Genomic DNA, 21,753 nt, shown 5'->3' with positions numbered 1-21,753 from the left:
TATTATTTAAAAGATAGGAAGTGTAGGTATGAATAACAGTAAACTAATAGATAAAATTGAAGATGAGTGTGGTGTATTTGGAATTTTAGGTGGTGAAATCCTTGATATATCTTCTTTGCTATATAATGCACTTAATGCTCTGCAGCATAGAGGGCAAGAAAGCTGTGGTATAGCTGTCGCTAATAGTGACAATATAAGTTGTTATAAGGGTATGGGACTTGTTTCTAATGTCTTTAATAAAGAAAATTTTAGAGGGATTACAGGTAATTCAGCAATAGGACATGTACGATATTCAACTTGTGGAGATAGTAATATAATAAACGTACAGCCCATAATAAATGGAAGTATTGCAATTGCCCACAACGGGAATTTGACTAATGCTAAAGAACTGCGAGCTAATTTAGAGGCAAAAGGTGCGAGATTTAATACCACAACAGATTCAGAGATAATATTAAAATTAATAGAGAACAGCAAATGTGAAACTCTAGAAGATGCAATATTAGAAGTTATGAAACAAATAGATGGGGGATATTCAGTATTGCTTTATACTGGAGAAAAGCTATTTGGATTCAGAGATACAAAAGGAATCAGACCACTTTGCATAGGAACACTGAATAACTCCTTTGTCCTATCCTCTGAAAGTTGTGCCCTGGATTCTATTAAAGCTGACTTAATAAGAGATGTACATCCTGGAGAAATTGTTACAATAGATTCTACTGGAATGAAATCAAGAAATTATTGTAAAAAGTTTAAACATTCAATTTGTGCTTTCGAGTACATATATTTTGCTAGGTCAGATAGCGTAATAGATAGTGTGAGTGTCTATCAATCAAGAATTAATGCAGGAAGAGCTCTTTGGGATGAATGCCCTACTGAAGCAGATATAGTTATAGGAGTCCCTCATTCTGGAATTTTATCTGCCATTGGATTTGCAAAGTCATCTAGTATTCCCTATGATGTAGGATTTGAAAAAAATGAATATGTAGGAAGAACTTTTATTGAACCATCTAAAAAAATAAGGCAAGCTAACCTGGAACTTAAACTAAATGTAATAAAAGACTCCGTTAAAAATAAAAGAGTAATAGTAGTGGATGACTCTATTGTACGAGGAACTACAAGTAAACGAATTGTGCAATTATTAAGGATTGCAGGCGCAAAAGAGATACATTTTAGAGCTGCTTCTCCTATTATAAAATATTCATGCTTTTGGGGAATCAATACCTCCAATAGTCACGAGTTAGTCGGTTCTAGATACAGTATAGATGAAATAAAAGATATCATTGGTGCTGACAGTTTACAATATCTGAGTATCGAAGGTTTACTGAAATCTATTGGAAAGAAGGAAGATATTTGTCTTCAATGCTTTATGAAATAGAAATATTTCCATTTTTGCTGTATAATATAAACTACATATTTATACTGTTAAGGGGATGTGGCTAGATCGTGGATAAATTTGTTGACTTGAATTGTTGTAATAAAGTGCTTCAGCTGATGCACGAAAGTAGAAGCTGTACAGGGCTTATAAAAACCCTTTACAGGGAATGTATTCTTGTAAGCGTTGATTATTATGAGCACTTTATTTTTCCAGTAAATAAACAGGTAGAACTTATAGTACTACAAGAAAACGAGCTGTTTCTTTGTAAATCAACTGTTTTGGGAATAAAAAGCAATGAAGAATATATACATCTCGTACTAAGTCCTCCCAAGATAATAAGGCTTATTGATAGAAGAATGTACCATAGAATTCCAATTAACTTGAAAATTTCATACCTACCTTTAGCTGCAGGTATTCATTATTACTCAATATCAGATATACCAACTGAAATACTTGCAAGAAATAAATTCAAAGCTGGCATTATAACTGATATAAGCGGTGGAGGATTAAAACTGCAGTGTTCTAGTAGTTTAGACATTGGAAGTCAAATAATAGTAGCTATGAATGTAAATTACAGGTTATCTCTTCTCAGTAAGATAACAAGAAAAGAAGTTATTTCAGACCCTGACGGAACTATTTATCTCTATGGAATTTATTTCGATATTATAACAGAAAAAGAAAGAGAAAAAATAATAGAGTTTATCTTTGAAAATGAAATTTATTTAAGAGCTAAAAATAGAAAAAACGGTACAGAATAATTTACTGCATATAAGGAATATTTCTATAAAATATTAAATAATATTAAACGTAAATGAAAATAATTTACTATTAGCTTTTTAACGATAGTTTGATATTTATTAAATGAGTAACTTATTAATATACTAATATTTACTAAAACAATTGATATATTATTAAAAAAATCTCACTATAAAAAGCATATATAGAAATAATTTGAATATTAGCAATTATGTTCGGTTAATTTTTTAACTATTATTGAAAATAATTACAGTAAGCAATATAATTAACTTGAAAATAAAACTTAATATTTTTCGGATGACTACAGTGTGAGATAACATTTGTTAACCGAAGGAGCAATGATATAGTACCACGGCTATATTAGAAACTCTCAGGTAAAAATAACGTTGTAGGACGAAACTCTGAAAAGACTGTTTTAAATAGCAGAACCAACGGTGTAAGATATGAATACATATCGAAACTCTCAGGTAAAAAAACAGAGGACATGTGGGTTAACTTAAAGTTTGCCTTCATGTCCTTTTTATTTGTTGTACAAAAAATTATAGGGGGGTATTATAGTATGGAAAATTTAAAGAAAACTCCATTATTTAATTCTTACGAAAAATATGGGGGTAAAATTATAGATTTTGCTGGTTGGGCTTTGCCGGTGCAATACGAAGGAATAATAGCTGAGCATGAAGCAGTGCGCTCAGCTGCTGGGTTATTTGATGTTTCTCATATGGGAGAAGTAGAAATTGTTGGGGAAGACGCTCTTAAATTCGTACAAAATTTAATAACAAACGATACATCTATATTAGAAGATAATCAAATTTTATATGCTCTTATGTGTTACCAAGATGGAGGAGTTGTTGACGATCTAATAGTTTATAGATTTAATGAAAATCATTTCTTTTTAGTAATAAATGCTGGAAATATTGAAAAGGATTTCGAGTGGATGTTAAAAAATAAAAATGGATTTGATGTAGATATAACAAATATCTCATCATCAATTGTTCAACTTGCAATTCAAGGACCGAAGGCTCAAGCAATACTTCAAAAGCTTACAGATACAGATTTAGGAGATATTAAATTTTTCTTCTGTAAAAGAGGCATTTTAATCGGGGGAATAAAATGCCTAGTTTCCAGAACTGGTTATACTGGGGAAGATGGCTTTGAAATTTACACAGATGTTGAAAGTGTAATAGACTTGTGGGATAGGATATTGGATGCTGGAAAAGAGGATGGATTGAAGCCAATAGGACTTGGCGCTAGAGATACTTTGAGATTTGAAGTTAATTTACCGCTCTATGGAAATGAATTGTCAGAATATATCACACCACTTGAAGCTGGATTAGGATTCTTTGTTAAATTGAACAAGGAAAATTTTATAGGTAAGGATGCTCTTGCAAAGCAAAAAAAGGAAGGTTTAAAAAGAAAAATAGTAGGTTTTGAAATGAAAGGTAAGGCTATTCCAAGACATGGATACGATGTTTTTGCAGGAGAGGAGAAGATAGGAATTGTTACAACTGGATATCTTTCACCATCTATTAAGAAAAATATAGGTTTAGCCTTAATTGATTTAAAGTATTCTGAACTAGGAAGTACCATCTTTATTCAAGTTAGAAACAAGCTTATTGAAGCTGTAGTAATTGATAAAAGATTTTATAAAAAAAATTACAATAAGTAATCAATATTAAAAATATTTAATATGAGGGGGATATTTATATGAAAATTTTAAATGAATTATTGTACAGTAAGGATCATGAATGGATGAAAGTTGAGGGAAATAAGGCTTATATAGGAATATCAGATTTTGCTCAGAACTCATTAGGAGAAATAGTATTTGTAGAACTACCAGAGGTTGACACAGAGTTTTCCAAGGATGAAGCTTTTGGAGTTGTTGAATCAGTAAAAGCGGCTTCAGATCTTTATATTCCTGTTGGAGGAAAGGTAGTTGAAATAAATGAAAAGCTAGTTGACAGTCCAGAGCTAGTTAACGAAGATGCTTACGGCAGCTGGATGATAGTTGTAGAACTATCAGATAAATCAGAACTTGATGGGCTATTAAAGGCTGACCAATACGAAAAGTTATGCGATAAGGGGGAATAGTATGCATCCATATTTACCGCTAACAGCGGAAGATAAAGAACTAATGCTAAAAGCAATAGGGGTAAACTCTATAGATGAATTATTTGCAGATATTCCAAAGGATGTTCGTTTAGGTAGAAGCTTAAATATGAACAAGGGTATGTCAGAGTTAGAAGTTCAATCTTATTTTAATAGTTTAGCTGATTTAAATAAAAGCTGTAATGATTTAGTATGCTTTTTAGGTGCAGGGGCTTATGATCATTATATACCTTCACTTATCAAGCACATAGTATCAAGATCAGAGTTTTATACAGCATACACTCCTTATCAAGCAGAAATAAGTCAAGGAACTCTACAAGCAATATTTGAATATCAAACAATGATAGCAAATCTTACAGGGATGGAAGCTGCTAACGCTTCAATGTATGATGGAGCAACTGCTTGTGCGGAAGCAGCTCAAATGGCTGCAGATTCGACAAGAAGAAAGACTGTTCTTGTTTCAAAGACTGTTCATCCAGAAACAAGAAAAGTATTAAAAACTTATTTAAGATTTAAAAATTTAAATTTAATTGAAATAGAAGAAATTGATGGTGTTACTGATGTAGAAAGACTTAAAGCTGAGCTAAATAAAGATATAGCAGCTGTGATTATTCAAACTCCAAATTTCTTTGGAATAATTGAAGAATTAACAGAAGTAGAAAAACTTGTTCACCAAAACAAATCCTTACTTGTTGTAAGCTGTGACCCTATATCTCTCGGAGTTTTAAAAGGTCCAGGAGAATATGGTGCAGACATAGTGGTAGGTGAGGGCCAATCCTTAGGGAATAGTTTAAATTATGGAGGACCTTATTTAGGTTTCTTAGCGACGACAAACAAGTATTTAAGAAAGATGCCAGGTAGAATAGTAGGTCAAACAACAGACAAAGAAGGTAAAAGAGGATTTGTTTTAACATTACAGGCAAGAGAGCAACACATAAGAAGAGACAAAGCTTCATCAAATATATGTTCAAATCAAGCACTTAATGCTTTAACTGCTCTAATATACTTAACAACTCTTGGCAAAAAGGGTATAAGAGAAGTAGCTATGCAAAGCATGCAAAAATCTCATTATGCTTTTGAACAAATAACAAAGAATGGAAAATACACTGCAGTATTTAATAAACCATTCTTTAAAGAGTTTGTAGTAACATCAAATAATTCTGTACAAGGTATAAATAATATTTTATTAGAAAACAAAATTCTTGGTGGATATCAATTAGAAAAGGAATACCCTCACCACAAAAATTCAATGCTTCTTTGTGTAACTGAGAAAAGAACAAAGAGCGAAATCGACAAATTGGCATGTGTATTGGAGGGGATTAAATAATGAAAGAATATAATAAGATTATTTTTGAACTATCCAAAGAAGGAAGAAAGGCATATTCTCTTCCTGGCTGCGATGTACCTGAAATAAATATTGAAAAATTAATTCCTGAAGAATTACTAAGCAGCAAAGAGCCAGAGCTTCCAGAGGTTAGTGAGGTAGATGTAGTTAGGCATTTTACATTGCTTTCAAATAAAAACTATGGCGTTGACTCAGGATTTTATCCTTTAGGTTCCTGCACTATGAAATACAATCCTAAAATCAATGAAGATATGGCTTCGATTCCTAAGTTTTTAAATCTCCATCCATACCAACCAGAAGACACTGTGCAGGGAGCTTTAAAGCTAATGTACGAACTTAGTGAAAAGCTAGCAGAAGTAACTGGTCTTGAAGGTGTATCCCTTCAACCAGCTGCAGGGGCACATGGAGAACTGTCAGGACTTATGGTTATCAAGGCTTATCATGAAAAAAGAGGAGATTTTAAAAGAACAAAAATAATAGTACCGGATTCAGCTCATGGTACAAATCCAGCTTCGGCATCAGTGGCAGGATTTAACGTAATAGAAGTTCAATCTGATTCAAGTGGAGCTGTGGACATTGAAAAGCTAAAGGATGTTTTGAATGATGAGGTAGCAGGATTGATGCTTACTAATCCAAGCACCTTAGGATTGTTTGAAAAAAACATTGTAGAAATAGCTAAACTTGTTCATGAAGCAGGTGGCTTATTGTATTATGATGGCGCTAATATGAATGCTATTATGGGGCGAACAAGACCAGGAGATATGGGATTTGATGTATGTCATTTGAATTTACACAAAACATTCTCAACTCCTCACGGTGGAGGAGGACCAGGAAGTGGTCCAATAGGTGTCAGAAAAGACTTAGTAGAATTCTTACCAAAACCAGTAATATCAAAAAAGATGATAAATATCATTTAGATTATGATAGGCCTTACTCAATAGGAAAGGTAAAAAGTTTCTATGGAAACTTTGGTATTATGGTTAGAGCATTTTCATATCTCTTAACTATGGGTGCGGAAGGATTAAAAGAAGTAAGTGAACTGGCAGTTCTAAATGCAAACTATATAAGAGCTAAATTAAAAGACCATTATGAACTACCTATAGACGATATATGTAAACATGAATTTGTTTTAGCTGGATTAAAGGATAATGATAATGTGTCAACCTTGGATATAGCAAAGAGACTGCTTGATTATGGATATCATCCTCCAACAATTTACTTTCCACTAATTGTGCATGAAGCTATAATGATAGAACCTACAGAGACAGAAAAGCTTGAGACCCTTGATGAGTTTATAAATGCAATGATTAAAATTGCTGAAGAATCAAAGGAAAATCCTGAGCTTGTAAAATCCGCACCAAATTGTACTGAGATTAAGAGGCTAGATGAAGTTAAAGCGGCAAGGTATCCAGTATTAAAATGGAGCAGATAATATAATTACCCAACCCCCAGATTAAATTTAAAAAAATACCATGGAAAACTCTAAGAGTTCTTAGGTTTTTTATGGTATTTTTTATGGTATTAAATTTTACTATAACTTAATAGAAATTACCACAAAAAATGATATAATATTAATGGCTATCAAGTGATTCTTAGGTTCAGATGGAGTTTGCTTATAAGGATGACTTTCTCTATCTGAACCTTAGAAGAGCTTATCCAGGCGCGTAGCAGTGCTTATCCCCCACTTTGATAGAAGATGGGGGTGTTAGCAATGGTAGCGATCGGATAAATAATTTAATGAATCATAAAGGAGTATAATATGGAAGCTAAACAAGTTTTAGAGATTGCGCTTTCTACGGGGCAAATACTTTTAAGTAATGGTGCAGAAGCTTATAGAGTTGAAGAAACAATCGAAAGAATATGTAGTTCTTACAATCTAGAATGTGAATGTATGGTAACAGCCAAAGGCGTATTAATATCTCTTTTAGACGGCAATGATGAAAAGATAACTTCACTGAAAAAAATTAGGACAAGGCGAGTGGACTTATATAGAATAGAGCTTATTAATTCTTTTTCAAGAAATCTTCAGCATAAACCTATGACTTATGAAGAAGCTAAGCAGGTATTAAAAGATATAGAAGAAGCACCCTATTTCAGCTTTCCAGTAAGACTTTTTGCTGCAAGCATGACATCTTTTGTCTATTCATTCTTCTTTAACGGAACAATATATGATTCTATTGTTTCCGCAGTAGTAAGTATAGGGATTTACTATATGTTAGAGAAAATATCTAAAGTTGGATTCTTTCAGTTTTTCGAATTTTTTCTTTCTGGGTTTATTATAGGAGGGTCAAGCATAATTGCTCAAAAGCTATTACCTTTTGTAAGCAAAGGAAATGTTATAACTGGTGCAATAATGATATTATTGCCTGGTGTAGCACTTACTAATGGTGTTAAAGATGTAATTTATGGTGACTTTGAATCGGGTATGGCTAAATTTGGTGAGGCAATGCTTATTATAATTGCTATAGGTGTAGGGATTGGTGCAGCATTAGCTATAGGAGTAGGTGTGAAATTATGATAAAACAAATAGTATTAGCGTTTTTTGGTAGTATATTTCCTGTTATTCTTTTCAATATTGACAGAAAAAAGATAATATGGACTGGCTTTTGTGGAGCTATTGGTTGGGCAACTTATCTTGCAGTATATAAGTATACAGTTAGTCCGGTTTCTGCATCCTTTGCAGGATCTTTTGTTGTAGGTGTATACAGTGAATTAATGGCAAGAAAGCTTAGAACTCCCGCTGTGCAGTTTTCAATACCGGGAATATTTCCACTTGTGCCTGGTATAACAGCATTTAATACTATAAATTACATAGTAGAACAAAATTATTCTGCAGCATATTCAAAGGGCATGCAAACAGTAGCTGTAGCAGGAGCAATTGCATTTGGCATAATGCTTTCAGCAACAACATTTCGTTTTGTTTCTAAATTAATGATGTCAAAAAAATTAGAACAATAGTTTTAAAGGCTGTATTCTTAAAATATAAAGTATACAGCCTTTTTATTGAATTAAAAGCTTACTGTTTGCAATTCTGTTTATAAGCCACTGCTAATATTTAGTATAAAATCTATAAGCATTTGTTCATATGTATAAACCGAATCTACTCTTATAAATTCATCATCACCATGCCAGTTTTGACCTGTAGGTCCAAATTCTACAGCTGGTATATCATATTTTGAATAAAATCTAGTGTCTGCAGAGCCATGCTGACCAAATATTTCAGCATTATTATTGGTTATTTTAGTTATTGATTCACTTAATTTTACTACGTATAAGTCATCAACTTTTGTTTTTACAGCATCACCTATGGAGTGAATATTTACTTTAACGCCAGCTACTTCTTCAATTTGTCTTATTATTTCCTGAGGATCTTGTCCAGGAAGAAATCTTATATCAAGACACATTTTGCAGTAAGCAGGTACTTTATTATAAACATCTCCGCCTTCCATTTTTGATAGATTAATAGAAGGGCAGTTATAGAGCTCTGATTTCTCTTTTGCAAAAGGCAATTCTAAAATAGCGTTAAAGGCCTCATAAGCTTTTATTATAGCGTTAGTTCCCTGCCAAGGCCTACTTCCATGAGCGGATTTTCCCAAAAACTCCAAGTATACCTGCAGTATACCTTTTGCTTGTACTCCTATACCTAATTGAGTAGGCTCACCACAGATTACAAAATCTCCTCTAAAACCATTGTCAACTAAATGCTTTGAACAGTTAAAGCCACCTGTTTCTTCATCTGTAACCAATTGAAGCTGCAGCTTACAATTCAAATCTTCGTTCTTAAGCTTTAACATTGTAGTAAGCATAGCGGCAGCTCCAGCTTTCATATCGGCACTACCTCTTCCAAAAAGGTTTCTATCTTCTATATAGGGAACGAATTGTTCAGCCTTTCCAGGTACAATGTCTAAATGACCGTTAAGTATTATTTTTTTATCACCACTTCCAATAGTACATATTAAAGTTTTAAACCCATTATTTTCGATTATTTCTGTTTTTAATCTCTGGGATAATAATATATCCTCACAGAAATCTATAGCTTTGTTTGCACCTTCTAAATTTGAACTATCAATTTTAATAAGCTCTTTTGTAATTTCTATACAGTCCATAAAAATAACCTCCTAGTTGTATTTCTGCCAAATATAATACAGCAAAAAACATACCAATAAGAATACAATTAAGAATACAATATAAATTTTTATTGATAAATTATTAATTATTAGTTAAAGTTTTGTATATATAATAATTTGGAGGTAACAAACTAATGAAAACAATAGCTGTTGTAACAAATAGCAATTCTAGACTAGCAAAATTTTTAAAAAATAATTTACAAAGTATTTTTAAAGGATTTGTAAAAATAAATAATTATTATATAGATGATTTAAAAGATGACTCCATAATTAAGGATGATATAGTGCTTTTTATGATAAAAGAAAAGGCTCTAGAATGTGAAAAATATGTGCAAAACAAAAAGAATACCATAATAATAGAAAGAACCTTAAGGGATAGTGAAATATATAAATTATTTACTCTTCCTAAAAATACTAAAGCATTAGTAATCAACGATAGCAAAGAAACTACTTTAGAAACAGTTTCACTACTCTATCAGATAGGAATAAGTAATTTGGAACTTATAGCTTACGAACCTAATAAGATTTATGAAGATATTAATATAGCTATAACTCCAGATGAAGGAGAGCATGTGCCTAAGCATATAGAGACTATAATAAATGTTGGAAATAGGTGTATAGATACTACTACTTTTATAAAAATAATAAATAAACTCAATATAGAGGATAAAAGATTAAGCGAAAGAGTTATAAACTATTCTGAAAGTATTATAAACTTAAATAATGGTATAAAAGAAAATTATAGGCAGCTTTACGTTGCAAATGAAGAGTTGGACATCATAATTAATTCTTCAAAGGAAGGATTTTTGCTTATAGACAATGAAGAAAATATATCTTTCTATAACAATGCTTTTAAGAACATTTTTTATATAAGAGAAGATATAAAAGGTAAAAAAATTGGTGATGTTTTAGATAAAGAAGTTGTAAATACATTTACAAAAGAGATTATTAAGGATGAAATATTAGAGCTAAAAGGAAGATATATTAATGTTAATAAACAAATTGTAAAGTCCTTAGGGCAAAACATTGGCTACTGTTTCAACATTCAAGAAGTAACTTATATTAAGCAGTTGGAACAAAATTTGAGTAAGAAGCTTAGAAATAAGGGACTTATAGCTAAGTATGATTTTAATGATATACTCACTAATTCAGTTAGAATGAAAGAGTGTATAAGCTTGGCAAAAAAAATTGCTTCTTCGGATCTTACAGCATTAATTACAGGGGAAAGCGGTACTGGCAAAGAGGTTTTAGCTCAATCTATCCATAATGCATCAAATAGGTCAAAACAGCCTTTTGTTGCAATAAACTGTGCCGCTTTACCTGAGAGCTTACTTGAAAGTGAATTATTCGGGTATGAAGGAGGGTCCTTTACTGGGGCATTAAAAGAAGGAAAGGCAGGATTATTTGAGCAGGCTCATAACGGTACCATATTTTTAGATGAGATAGGAGATATGCCATTATCTCTCCAAACTAGAATGCTTAGAGTAATTCAAGAAAGACAAGTTATGAGAATAGGTTCTCAAAGCGTTATAGACATTAATGTAAGAATAATTGCTGCTACCCATAGAAATTTAATGCAGATGATAAACGAGGGTAAATTTAGAGAGGATTTATTTTATAGATTAAATGTGCTGCCAATAAATATTCCTCCACTTAGAGAGCGAAAAGAAGATATAATATTAATTTTAGAGAGTTCCTTAAATGGGAAAAAGAATCTAAAGCTTTCGAAAGATGTAGTAGATTTATTATTAAATTACACTTGGCCCGGAAATATAAGGGAACTTAAAAATGCTGCAGATTATATTGAGCTTATGAGTGATGAAGAAATCAAAATAGAAAATATTCCTTTTTATATTTTAAATTGCAATATAGATTATAAGCGGGAGTACGACTATTTGAATGATAAATGCAATGTGGAAAATGCCTTAGAGATATTAGAAATTATTGAAGAAAAAAATTCAAATAACATGGGTGTAGGAAGAAAAAATATAGAGGAAGCCTTAAAAAATAGATGTAGAAGCATAACGGAAGCAGAAGTAAGAAGAATTTTAACAATTTTGAATGACTTAGGAATAATTACATCCAGCTTAGGTAGAAGAGGTAGTGAACTCACTATTAAGGGAAGAAATTTTATAAAATGGATAAGAAATAGGATAAACTAATAACCTATTTAACCAATAAAGTAGAGGGAATTATTTAAATTTCCTCTACTTTTATTTAATTATTAACAAAGAGAAAATTAAATATGAGAATTAACTGACACTTAAAAGTATATTTATAATTAAAATTCATTTGGCACGCAAATTGCTATATATATTTGCGAAGAAGTTACATTGGAGGGACAGATATGAATAAGCCACTAATAGGAATTATAGGAAATTTATTAATCGATCAGGGAGGAATGTTTCCAGGCTACGAAAGAGCATATGTAAATAACGATTATGTACAAACTGTTACTATGGCTGGAGGTACACCATTTATACTTCCGCTAATATCGGATTATGAGACTATTAAAGGTCAGATAGCTAATATGGATGCTTTAATAATTTCAGGAGGATATGATGTAAATCCTTTAATATATGGCGAAGAACCAATACCAGAGCAAGGATTCTTATGTCCAGAAAGAGATGACTATGATATTAAAGTTATCAAAGCTGCATTAGAGTTAAATAAACCAATACTTGGAATATGCAGAGGACTTCAAATACTAAATGCAGCACTAGGAGGAACAATATATCAAGACACATCCAAAATAGAAGGAAGCTACATAAAACATCAACAGAATTCAAGACCAGATGTAGCTAGCCATACTGTTGAAGTAATAAAAGAAACAAAATTATATGATATATTAGGTGAAAGTGCTTTAACAAACAGCTTCCATCACCAAGCAATTAAAGAAGTTGCCACCGGATTTAAGGTTTCAGCAAGGGCAAAGGATGGAGTTATAGAAGCAATAGAAAAAGAAGAGGGTTTTGTAATTGCTGTGCAATGGCACCCAGAAATGATGGCTAAAAAAGATTCAAAAATGCTTGACTTATTTAAAACGTTAATAAAACAATGTACTAAGGAGGATTAATAATGGACAACAATAAAAAGCTAGGACTTTGGAGTATAGTTCTACTCGGAATCAATGGAGTAATAGGTTCAGGCATATTCTTACTTCCAGGTAAGGCAATGAAGCTCATGGGACCAGGAAGTATATGGGTATATCTGTTTGATATGATATTAGTTTTGTCAATGGCCTTATGTTTTGCAGAAGTTGCAGGTATGTTTAATAAAAATGGAGGTCCATATGTTTATGCAAAAGAAGCCTTTGGAGAATTTATTGGCTTTGAAGTTGGAATTATGAAGTGGGCAGTAGGTATTATAGCATGGGCTACAATGGCAGTTGGATTCCCAACAGCTTTAGCAAAAATTTGGCCAGCAGCGGCTAATACTTCTACTAAAAATATGATAGCTATCTTAATACTTGTAGGCTTAGGATGTGTAAATATTTTAGGTGTAAGTGCAACTAAGTATTTGAATAACATAATAACTATAGGAAAATTAGTACCATTAATCTTCTTTGTAGCTATAGGTATATTTTGTATAAAGGGTTCAAATTTCACACCTATGTTTCCTAGTAATATTACCTCAGCAACCTTTGGGTCTGCTGCAATATTAATATTCTATGCTTTCACTGGCTTTGAATCTATAGCAGTAGCTGCTGAAGATATGGATAATCCTGAGAAAAATGTTCCAATAGCAATTATTATAACTATGGTTTTAGTATCAATTATATACATATTAACTCAAACAGTATCAGTAGGTACTTTAGGACCAAAACTTGCTTCAAGTACTACTCCAGTTGCAGATGCAGCTAATACTTTCTTTGGGGGCTTTGGAGGAATGCTTGTTACTGCCGGAACACTAGTTTCCATAGGGGGTATAAATATTGCCGCATCTTTTATCACTCCAAGGTCAGGAGTTGCTTTAGCTGATGACGGACTATTACCTAAAGTAATTGCAAAGAAAAGTAAATTTGATACACCTTATATTGCTATAATAGTGACTGTAATACTTGCAATTCCAATCGTAATATCAGGAAGCTTTACTCAGCTTGCAGCAATAAGTGTAATTTCAAGATTTGCTCAGTATATACCAACATGTCTTTCTGTAATTATATTTAGAAAAAGAAATGATTTAAAAAGTACATTTAGAATACCTTTTGGCCCAGTATTGCCTATTTTATCTGTAGTAGTTAGCTTATGGTTGTTAACTCAAGCAACTAAAGATCAGATAATGTGGGGACTTGGAGCATTAGTTATAGGAATACCACTATACTTTATAATGAGAAAAAGAAATAATTCAATAGAAAACAAAGAAGTTTGTTAAAATAACATAGCTATTGCTAGATATATTCTGGTGATAGGAATAAGATAAAAAATGGCACCAGCATTGTACTGGTGTCATTTTTTATCTTATTTCTTTGCTCTATCAAGAGCTCTAACAACAGCTAATTTCCAGTTGTCGACTGCACTTTTTTCACTTCCAACATCACCAATAGTAACATTAGTTGTTTGGTTTTGAACTATGGAAGATGCCAAATCCCTTCTAACTCTTTCATAGTTATTTACAGTGTTTCCACCTGCAGTTGTGCCGTTAATAGTAGTTCCATCAGTAGCTCCGCCAGTTGTGCCGCCAGTCACCAGATTTCCCGATGCAGTTCCATTTGCACGTCCGCCTCCAGTACCATTTATTGCTCCACTGGTAGCTCCACCTTTAGCTCCTCCAGTGGTTCCTCCATTAACAATGTCTTTGGTACCGCTAGTGGTTTCACCAGGAGTTCCGCTGGTAGTACCACCCATATTGGAACCAATAGCAGTTCCAGCATTTCCTGTAGAAGTTTGTCTGTTAGTATTTATTTCTCTGCCTTTGGCATCAAGAGTTTTAAGGACAACATTAGAAATTCTACCTCCAGTAATTGTAACTACAGCTGTTTGATTTCCCGTTGCAGTTTTGTTACCTTCACCAATATAAACACCATCTCTATAGCTTGTGGTAGTTCCTGGATTACTGCCTTGATTTAAACCTATATTTGCGCCACCTTGATTGATTCCCGGATTTCTAAAGGAAGTATTTCTATTACCACATGCACTTAAAGAACATGTTATTAGTGCCGCTGTAACAATGCTTACTACTTTTTTCATAGTGCTACCTCCTAAGGTTTCATCTTTGAGAATAGGTATAAAATATCCACGGAAAGGTAAAATAAATTTAATTAAAAATATATTTTACTAATATAAGATATCAATATTTAGGTTATCCGATATCAGAGTTTTTATGCTTATATAGTATCTTCCACTAATGGCACGCATTTAAATAAGAGGTGTTTTATATTCTAAAGTTGCTATGACTCCTGCCAGTAAACAATTCTATACTAATTATACATAGATATCTAACTGAACTTTTGTTTATATTTCTATTAACAATTAACTTTTCATGATATGCGATATGTAAAAATTATTTTTACTATAAGTTGTAACTCTAAAATATTGACAAATGTTGCATTTAAAAATAGAATAATTATATCATAGTAAATTACTCAGAATTTTAGTAGCTTATATTATTTATGAGGAGCGATAAAAATGGAAAGAGAAATCTATATGGATTACGCTGCTACAACCTTTATTAAGCCAGAGGTTCTAGAAGAAATGAATCCATATCTTACACAATATTTTGGTAATCCATCTTCAATTTATCATATATCAAGAAAGACAAAAGCTGCAGTCGATATAGCTAGAGATAGAATTGCTAGTGCCATAAACTCTAGAGGTGATGAGATTTATTTCACAAGTGGAGGTTCTGAAGCAGATAATTGGGCAATTAAAGGAATTGCTTTTGCAAATAGAGACAAAGGAAATCATATAATTACTAGTTGTATTGAACATCACGCCGTGTTGCATACTTGCGAATACTTAGAAGATCAGGGCTTTGAAGTTACTTATTTACCTGTTAACGAGCAGGGGATAGTTAAAATAGATGATTTAAAGAATGCTATAACAGATAAGACTATACTTGTGTCAATAATGTTTGCAAATAATGAAATAGGAACTATTGAACCTATCAAGGAAATAGGGGAGATATGCAGAGAAAAAGGAATTATTTTTCACAGTGATGCAGTACAGGCAGTAGGAAATGTTCCGATTGATGTAAAAGATATGAAAATAGATCTATTATCAATGGCATCGCACAAATTCTATGGTCCTAAAGGAATGGGAGCCCTTTATGTGAAAAAAGGCATAAAAATTCATAACTTAATACATGGTGGTGCTCAAGAAAGAGCCAGAAGAGCAGGTACAGAGAATGTTGCAGGTATCGTAGGTATGGGAAGAGCTGTAGAATTGGCAGTTGAAAATATGAAAAATGAAAGCAAGAGGTTAGAAGGTCTTAGAGATAAGCTTATAGAGGGACTATTAAAAGTACCTGGTACAAAGTTAAATGGAGCAGTGGGAAACAAAAGATTACCAGGCAACGTAAATATAAGCTTTGAAGGTATAGAAGGTGATGTGCTTCTTATGTCTCTTGATAGTTTAGGTGTGTGTGCTTCCAGTGGAAGTGCTTGTTCAGCAGGTGCTATAGAGCCTTCGCAAGTACTGCTTTCTATAGGATTGTCAAAAGAAATGGCTAAAGGAGCACTAAGATTAACAATGGGTTCAAGAACAACAGAGGAAGAAATAGATTATTTGCTTGAAGTAATACCAAGCATTATAGAAAGAATCAGAAAAAATCGTATGTAATATTTTAGAAAATAGGTGATTAACATGAAGAAAAAAGTTGTAGTAGGAATGAGCGGAGGGGTAGATAGCTCCGTTACAGCATATCTTTTAAAAGAGCAAGGATATGACGTCATAGGTGTAACTATGCAGGTTTGGCAGGAAGATGAGGAATATGAAGCTGCAGAAGGAGGTTGCTGCTCATTAAGCGCAGTAGAGGACGCTAGAAGAGTTGCTTACAAATTAGATATTCCTTTTTACGTTATGAACTTTAAGGATATATTTAAAAAGAATGTTATAGATTATTTTATCGATGAATATATGGAAGGAAGAACTCCAAATCCATGTGTTGCATGTAATAAGTATATTAAATTTGATGCACTACTTAAAAAGCTATGGACTTAGGTGCTGAGTATGTTGCTACAGGACATTATGCAACTATAGAAAAAGTAGAGGACAGATATTTGCTTAGAAGATCTGAAGATGATAGAAAAGACCAGACTTATGCGCTATATAATCTAACTCAGTTCCAGTTAGCTCATACATTAATGCCATGTGGATTATATAAGAAAGATAAAATAAGAGAGATTGCTAAAGAAATAGGATTGCTTGTTCATAATAAAAAAGACAGTGAAGAAATATGCTTTATCCCTGACAATGACCATGGTTCTTATATAAAAAAGCAGGTTCCAGGTAAAGTCAGAGAAGGATATTTTGTAGATAAACAAGGAAATATTTTAGGAAAGCATAAGGGTATAGTGTACTACACAATAGGCCAAAGAAAAGGCCTTGGTATAGCACTTGGCACACCTGTATTCGTAACTGATATAAACCCACTTACCAATACTGTTGTTCTTGGTAGTGAGGAGGATATATTTAAGACAGAGTTAATAGCTAAGGATATAAACTTTATTCCTTTTGATAAATTAGAAGACACTATGGAGGTTGAGGCTAAAATAAGATACTCTGCTAAGCCAGGAAAAGCATGGATAACTCCACTTGAAGATGGCAGAGTAAAGGTTAAATTTGAAAATAAACAACGTGCCATAACAAAAGGCCAATCTGTAGTATTCTATGATAAAGAATGCTTAGTTGGCGGAGGAATTATAGACGAAATTATATAGATATCCAGCTTTAGAGGTATTCATAGTTCTATCTTTTTCGTAAAGAGACAACTATGAATACCTTTTATTTCTATAATTATATGAAACTCCTTCTCCTATTGTCGAATGAGCACACGCTGTGTAAGCGATTCACTTCAAATCAGAGATTTGAGTTCTCTGCTTAACCGATCATATCAAAATCAGCACGCTGTGTAAGTGACTATCACCAAATCGTAGATTTGGGATATCTACTTAAGATTTTGTATGTCTGCTTATATGTAGACCTAGCGCTTTGCTATATAGCCCTTAATTTTTACTTTACCCATATCATTTACCCTTTTCTTATATTCCCAGTCACTTTCTCCTTCATTTCCTGGAAATGAATACATCAAGTCTATGTATAGTATTAAAATTGTTTCCACCTCTGTCGGATACAGTTAAGGTACCAAATTCACTTGTATAAATCTCTGTTCCAAGAGGCAGTACGTTATTTGCAACCATTCCTGGAGTAAGCTTTCCACCTGTACAAGTAATATCAGCATAGCCACCGTTTTCTTCTGCTAAGCTTGTATAGAAAGTTAAAGTAATATCTGTTTCATATCCTAAACTATTTACTCCTAGGCTACTCCCGCGTGAAAGCTGTTTTTTATCTGAAGGATTATTCTCCTTATTTTTCTCATCATTTTTTTCTTCATCTTTATTTAAATCAGACTGCCTATTATTATCTTCAGTAATTTTATTTTGTTCAGATTGAGAATTACTATCCTTATTAACAGAAATTTGCTCTGGTTGATTTTTAACTTCTTGTTTAGGTTCTCGCTTTATTTCTGTTTGTTTATATTGATCTATATTTTTAGTATTAATATTTTTTAATGCATCTATGGACGCAACTTGATTGCTTTTAATATTATTATATATTTGATTAGCAAAGCTATCTTTGCTATATACATTTGCATATCTTATAGCAATAATATCAATTATTATAAGAATTGTTAGCATTACTTTCTTAACATTCGTACTCAATTAAAACATCCTCTCTATATGTTATTTTATTATATTAGTATGGACAAGTTTTTGAAAATATAACCAAATTTTTCATGACAAAATTGTGAATAGTATGTTTTTGACAGCTACATAAGAATTTAATAATTGAATAGAATCATTGAGATGACTAGAATCTTTAAGAAAATAATGTATAAAAATATAGTTTGTGTAAAATATTATAATGAGGTGATATCGTGTCATTTAAAATTACATGGAAAACTCATTTAATATGTTTACTTGTAGCTATAATGATTACTGAGTCTATGGGAGGAGTACTAGATATAATATTAAATAAATTTTTATCAAGAGGTATAATAAGCTATCCAACAAATAATCTATTATTTAATTTTTATATTATAGTCGCATTTACAATGATACCAATATGCATGATCCATGAATTAATTCATGGTATAACATTTAAGCTCTTTGGTGGCAAAGTAAAATATGGATTTAAAATAATTTATGCATATACACAAGAGGTATCCAATATGCCTATTGATAGGAATAAGTTTTTAATAGTACTTTTATCTCCAGTAGTAATAATATCTATTGCTTCTATGCTATTTTCACCTTGGATTGGTGGTTTAGTCTATTTTTTTAATTTAATAGGAAGCATAGGAGATCTATATATGGCTTTTGTTTTATGCAGATATAATTATGATAGCAAAATAATAGATAGAGAATATGGCTTTGATGTTGTTAGGTAAACTATTGTAATAGCATAATATATATATTATAATTAAAATGTAGTTTTCAAAATTATACAAATAACTCCAATATATACTATAATATAGCGAAATAATACATTTATTGATACTAATTTTTAATATATAGTTTATATCGACAATAGCACACTTATTGAAAAGTAAGGTCGCAAAGCTATGGGTCTAAGGGAATATTAATCCTATGATTGCCAGGTTGCCGAAATATAATTTTATGTTGTACTTATATATGACATAATCTATGAGGCACCTACAACTATGTTAGGTGTCTTTAATATTTCATAGGTGAGGTAATGTTATGAAAGATAATTTTATAAGCTTTAAAGAAGGTGCCTGTAGCATTTATGGTGCAGAGGATGAATCTTCTTTTGGGAAAGAAGAACATATATTGCAATATGTAAGTCCTATTATAGGTGTATATATTATGGAAGCAGAAATATTAGCAAGTTTGCTTTATGAAAAAGATTTTTATACGTGGGAACACTCAAAAAATGTGGCATTCTACACCAATATAATTTGTGAGGAACTTCATATATCAGAGGAAGAAAAGTTGAAAATTCATTTAGCATCTATATTACATGATGTAGGGAAAATAGGTATAGATGATTCAATATTAAATAAGCCAGATAAGCTAACTGTAGAAGAATATGAAGAAATTAAAAAACATTCGATTATTGGAGAAAAAATTACAATGAACATTGAGTACTTTGAAGATTTAAGCAATATAATAAGAAGCCATCATGAAAGATGGGATGGAAATGGTTATCCTGATGGCCTAGAAGATGATGAAATTCCACTTGCTTCTCAAATTATTGCAATTGCAGATACTTTTGATGCTTTAACATCAGACCGGATATATAGAAAATCTATTTCACAAAATTCAGCTGTAGAAATATTAATTGGCGAGAAGGGAAAGCAATTTAATCCTGAATTAGTAGATATATTTACGGATACTTTATCTATTGATAATCTAATAGAAAGGTAAAGAATATAAACTCTTCCATTATTGACAAGGGAAGTTACACCATAATGACTTTTATTCCATATTTTGCCTTGTAATGTAGCATATAAAATACTATAATACCATTATGTGAATAAAAAATTTAGAATAAATGTAAAATAATTAATATTAAAAGTTGCAGTTAAATAATATCTAGTGATTAAGAGGAGTGTATGCTATGAGTGGTTATATTGAAAGCACAAAAAAAGCAGAAATATCTATGAGGTTATCAGAATTTGAAATGCCTCCGATGCAAGATGTTTTGATTGTTGGTAAAAAAGCTCCAATAGGACCAGAAGGTGCAAGAAGAATGGCAGATGCTCTGTCTCCAGATCAGTATGACATTATTAGAATTGATCACGATGCAATTGAGGCTGTTGTAATTAGAAAATCTTTACTCAATATTCTACCTAAGGAAAAATTAATACCATTAGTTTTAGAAGAGGGAGGAAGAATTGCTACACCTTCTATGATAATAAAAGTACAAGTGAATATCGTACTTCAGGTTAGCAGGTCTATAGATATATGATAAGAACCATATCGGATATAATATCTTCAAATTATATAACTATAAATGCATGTGACAGTATTCAAAAAATTCAAGATTTGATTTTGGATAGTGATTGCCACTATTTTTTGGTTGTAGAAAACGATAAAACTGTTGGCGTGTTAACATATAAAAATTTATTTAAAGCACATCCTAATAGAATTGTGGCTGATGCTATGACAAGCTCTATTACATATATAAACAGCAATACATATATATGGAAGGCAAAAGAGATATTTGATAAAAGCGGAGAAGATGTTTTATTAGTTAGAGATGATAATAGGTTGTTAGGAATGTTAATAAAAAACCAACTTTATAAGGAGTTAGGCAAGCATATAGACCTTTTAACAGGTTTATACAAGAGTGATTACATATATTATAAGACTCTAAAGCTAATAAAGGAAGGAATAGCTCCTGTTATTATTTTTATTGATTTAAATAACTTTGGATATATCAATAAAAAATATGGACATATTAAGGGAGATATAGTATTAAAGGAATTAAGCAAAATTTTAAAGGACAATATCCCTAAAGATACTTTTTTTTCAAGATTTGCAGGAGATGAATTTATTGTTTTAACTCCTTATTCCATAGATCAATCTATTAATCTAGCAAAATATTTGATAAAAATAGTTTCTTCAAGTCCCTTTATTGATAATATAGATGTTACTATTTCAGTTGGAGTATCTGTGGCAAAAGAAAATAAACTTATAAACGATAACATAATTTCACTTGTATATAAGATGATAAATGCGGCCAGCTTAGCTTCTACAAAAGCTAAAAACAATGAAGAAAATTTAATTGTTGCTAATACAGATAGCATACATGAATCTGCGTAGCTGTATTTTAAACTTATATTATATGGTAATATGA

18 protein-coding genes, 2 pseudogenes and 2 riboswitches are annotated in these 21,753 nt (G+C 31.8%); of the genes and pseudogenes, 17 read left to right on the top strand and 3 right to left on the bottom strand.

All coding sequences use genetic code 11. The annotated features are described in order from the left end of the window. The first annotated feature begins 28 nt into the window (after positions 1 to 28). The 8 genes and pseudogenes from purF to RCG18_RS23175 all read left to right on the top strand — a co-directional run bounded on the left by purF (position 29) and on the right by RCG18_RS23175 (position 8,540). Positions 29 to 1,375 (top strand): amidophosphoribosyltransferase, encoded by a 1,347-nt coding sequence (purF, locus tag RCG18_RS23210; protein WP_308038358.1) that lies wholly within the window; start codon positions 29 to 31, stop codon positions 1,373 to 1,375. A gap of 68 nt (positions 1,376 to 1,443) precedes the next feature. Then, positions 1,444 to 2,133, top strand: a complete 690-nt coding sequence (locus tag RCG18_RS23205) for a PilZ domain-containing protein (RefSeq protein ID WP_308038355.1) — start codon at positions 1,444 to 1,446, stop codon at positions 2,131 to 2,133. A 389-nt stretch (positions 2,134 to 2,522) separates the two neighbouring features. Next, a riboswitch (glycine riboswitch) is annotated at positions 2,523 to 2,620 on the top strand. Between the two features lie 70 nt (positions 2,621 to 2,690). Next, positions 2,691 to 3,797, top strand: a complete 1,107-nt coding sequence (gene gcvT, locus RCG18_RS23200; protein ID WP_308038354.1) for a glycine cleavage system aminomethyltransferase GcvT — start codon at positions 2,691 to 2,693, stop codon at positions 3,795 to 3,797. A 38-nt stretch (positions 3,798 to 3,835) separates the two neighbouring features. Further along, positions 3,836 to 4,219, top strand: a complete 384-nt coding sequence (gene gcvH, locus RCG18_RS23195; RefSeq protein WP_308038353.1) for a glycine cleavage system protein GcvH — start codon at positions 3,836 to 3,838, stop codon at positions 4,217 to 4,219. A gap of 1 nt (position 4,220) precedes the next feature. Then, positions 4,221 to 5,564: an aminomethyl-transferring glycine dehydrogenase subunit GcvPA gene (gcvPA, locus tag RCG18_RS23190; RefSeq protein WP_308038352.1), complete on the top strand. Its 1,344-nt coding sequence runs from the start codon at positions 4,221 to 4,223 to the stop codon at positions 5,562 to 5,564. After that, positions 5,564 to 7,014 (top strand): annotated as a pseudogene (gene gcvPB / locus RCG18_RS23185) (aminomethyl-transferring glycine dehydrogenase subunit GcvPB). The gene gcvPA and the pseudogene gcvPB overlap by 1 nt, the downstream one beginning before the upstream one ends. A gap of 327 nt (positions 7,015 to 7,341) precedes the next feature. Continuing rightward, complete coding sequence (locus RCG18_RS23180) at positions 7,342 to 8,100, top strand: threonine/serine exporter family protein (RefSeq protein ID WP_308038351.1); 759 nt, start codon at positions 7,342 to 7,344, stop codon at positions 8,098 to 8,100. Then, entirely contained in the window at positions 8,097 to 8,540 is a 444-nt protein-coding gene (locus tag RCG18_RS23175; protein WP_308038350.1) for a threonine/serine exporter family protein, read from the top strand. The genes RCG18_RS23180 and RCG18_RS23175 overlap by 4 nt, the downstream gene beginning before the upstream one ends. Positions 8,541 to 8,617: 77 nt before the next feature. Here RCG18_RS23175 and RCG18_RS23170 read toward each other — a convergent pair whose 3' ends face one another. Then, positions 8,618 to 9,688, bottom strand: a complete 1,071-nt coding sequence (locus RCG18_RS23170) for a M20/M25/M40 family metallo-hydrolase (protein WP_308038348.1) — start codon at positions 9,686 to 9,688, stop codon at positions 8,618 to 8,620. A gap of 155 nt (positions 9,689 to 9,843) precedes the next feature. On the opposite strand from RCG18_RS23170, the gene RCG18_RS23165 reads away from it, so the two are divergent. From RCG18_RS23165 to RCG18_RS23155, 3 genes are all read left to right on the top strand, one after another. Continuing rightward, entirely contained in the window at positions 9,844 to 11,871 is a 2,028-nt protein-coding gene (locus RCG18_RS23165) for a sigma 54-interacting transcriptional regulator (protein ID WP_308038347.1), read from the top strand. A gap of 185 nt (positions 11,872 to 12,056) precedes the next feature. Next, positions 12,057 to 12,785 (top strand): gamma-glutamyl-gamma-aminobutyrate hydrolase family protein, encoded by a 729-nt coding sequence (locus RCG18_RS23160; protein WP_308038346.1) that lies wholly within the window; start codon positions 12,057 to 12,059, stop codon positions 12,783 to 12,785. 2 nt (positions 12,786 to 12,787) lie between these two features. Then, positions 12,788 to 14,083, top strand: coding sequence for an APC family permease (locus tag RCG18_RS23155; protein ID WP_308038345.1), 1,296 nt, complete (start codon positions 12,788 to 12,790; stop codon positions 14,081 to 14,083). An 86-nt stretch (positions 14,084 to 14,169) separates the two neighbouring features. Here RCG18_RS23155 and RCG18_RS23150 read toward each other — a convergent pair whose 3' ends face one another. Then, the gene (locus RCG18_RS23150) at positions 14,170 to 14,898 is read right to left on the bottom strand and encodes a hypothetical protein (RefSeq protein ID WP_308038344.1); all 729 of its coding nucleotides are present in this window, start codon (positions 14,896 to 14,898) and stop codon (positions 14,170 to 14,172) included. Between the two features lie 438 nt (positions 14,899 to 15,336). Between RCG18_RS23150 and nifS the strand changes: the two genes are divergently transcribed. Together nifS and mnmA are read left to right on the top strand one after the other, a co-directional pair. Continuing rightward, positions 15,337 to 16,488, top strand: coding sequence for a cysteine desulfurase NifS (gene nifS / locus RCG18_RS23145; protein WP_308038343.1), 1,152 nt, complete (start codon positions 15,337 to 15,339; stop codon positions 16,486 to 16,488). A gap of 24 nt (positions 16,489 to 16,512) precedes the next feature. Further along, positions 16,513 to 17,588, top strand: a pseudogene (gene mnmA, locus RCG18_RS23140) (tRNA 2-thiouridine(34) synthase MnmA). Between the two features lie 345 nt (positions 17,589 to 17,933). On the opposite strand, the gene RCG18_RS23135 reads toward mnmA, so the two are convergent. Continuing rightward, complete coding sequence (locus RCG18_RS23135) at positions 17,934 to 18,590, bottom strand: 3D domain-containing protein (RefSeq protein WP_308038342.1); 657 nt, start codon at positions 18,588 to 18,590, stop codon at positions 17,934 to 17,936. A 215-nt stretch (positions 18,591 to 18,805) separates the two neighbouring features. On the opposite strand from RCG18_RS23135, the gene RCG18_RS23130 reads away from it, so the two are divergent. From RCG18_RS23130 to RCG18_RS23115, 4 genes are all read left to right on the top strand, one after another. Further along, entirely contained in the window at positions 18,806 to 19,318 is a 513-nt protein-coding gene (locus RCG18_RS23130) for a DUF3267 domain-containing protein (RefSeq protein WP_308038341.1), read from the top strand. 131 nt (positions 19,319 to 19,449) lie between these two features. Beyond that, positions 19,450 to 19,537, top strand: a riboswitch (cyclic di-GMP riboswitch). 94 nt (positions 19,538 to 19,631) lie between these two features. Further along, entirely contained in the window at positions 19,632 to 20,318 is a 687-nt protein-coding gene (locus RCG18_RS23125; RefSeq protein ID WP_308038340.1) for an HD-GYP domain-containing protein, read from the top strand. A 193-nt stretch (positions 20,319 to 20,511) separates the two neighbouring features. After that, on the top strand, positions 20,512 to 20,862 hold the full coding sequence (locus RCG18_RS23120; RefSeq protein WP_308038339.1) for a hypothetical protein: 351 nt from the start codon (positions 20,512 to 20,514) through the stop codon (positions 20,860 to 20,862). Further along, complete coding sequence (locus tag RCG18_RS23115; RefSeq protein ID WP_308038338.1) at positions 20,859 to 21,719, top strand: GGDEF domain-containing protein; 861 nt, start codon at positions 20,859 to 20,861, stop codon at positions 21,717 to 21,719. The genes RCG18_RS23120 and RCG18_RS23115 overlap by 4 nt, the downstream gene beginning before the upstream one ends. Positions 21,720 to 21,753: the final 34 nt, after the last annotated feature.

The organism is Clostridium sp. OS1-26 (assembly GCF_030915445.1).
Taxonomy (GTDB): domain Bacteria; phylum Bacillota; class Clostridia; order Clostridiales; family Clostridiaceae; genus Clostridium_AM.
This window is presented reverse-complemented; position numbering and strand designations above follow the sequence as displayed.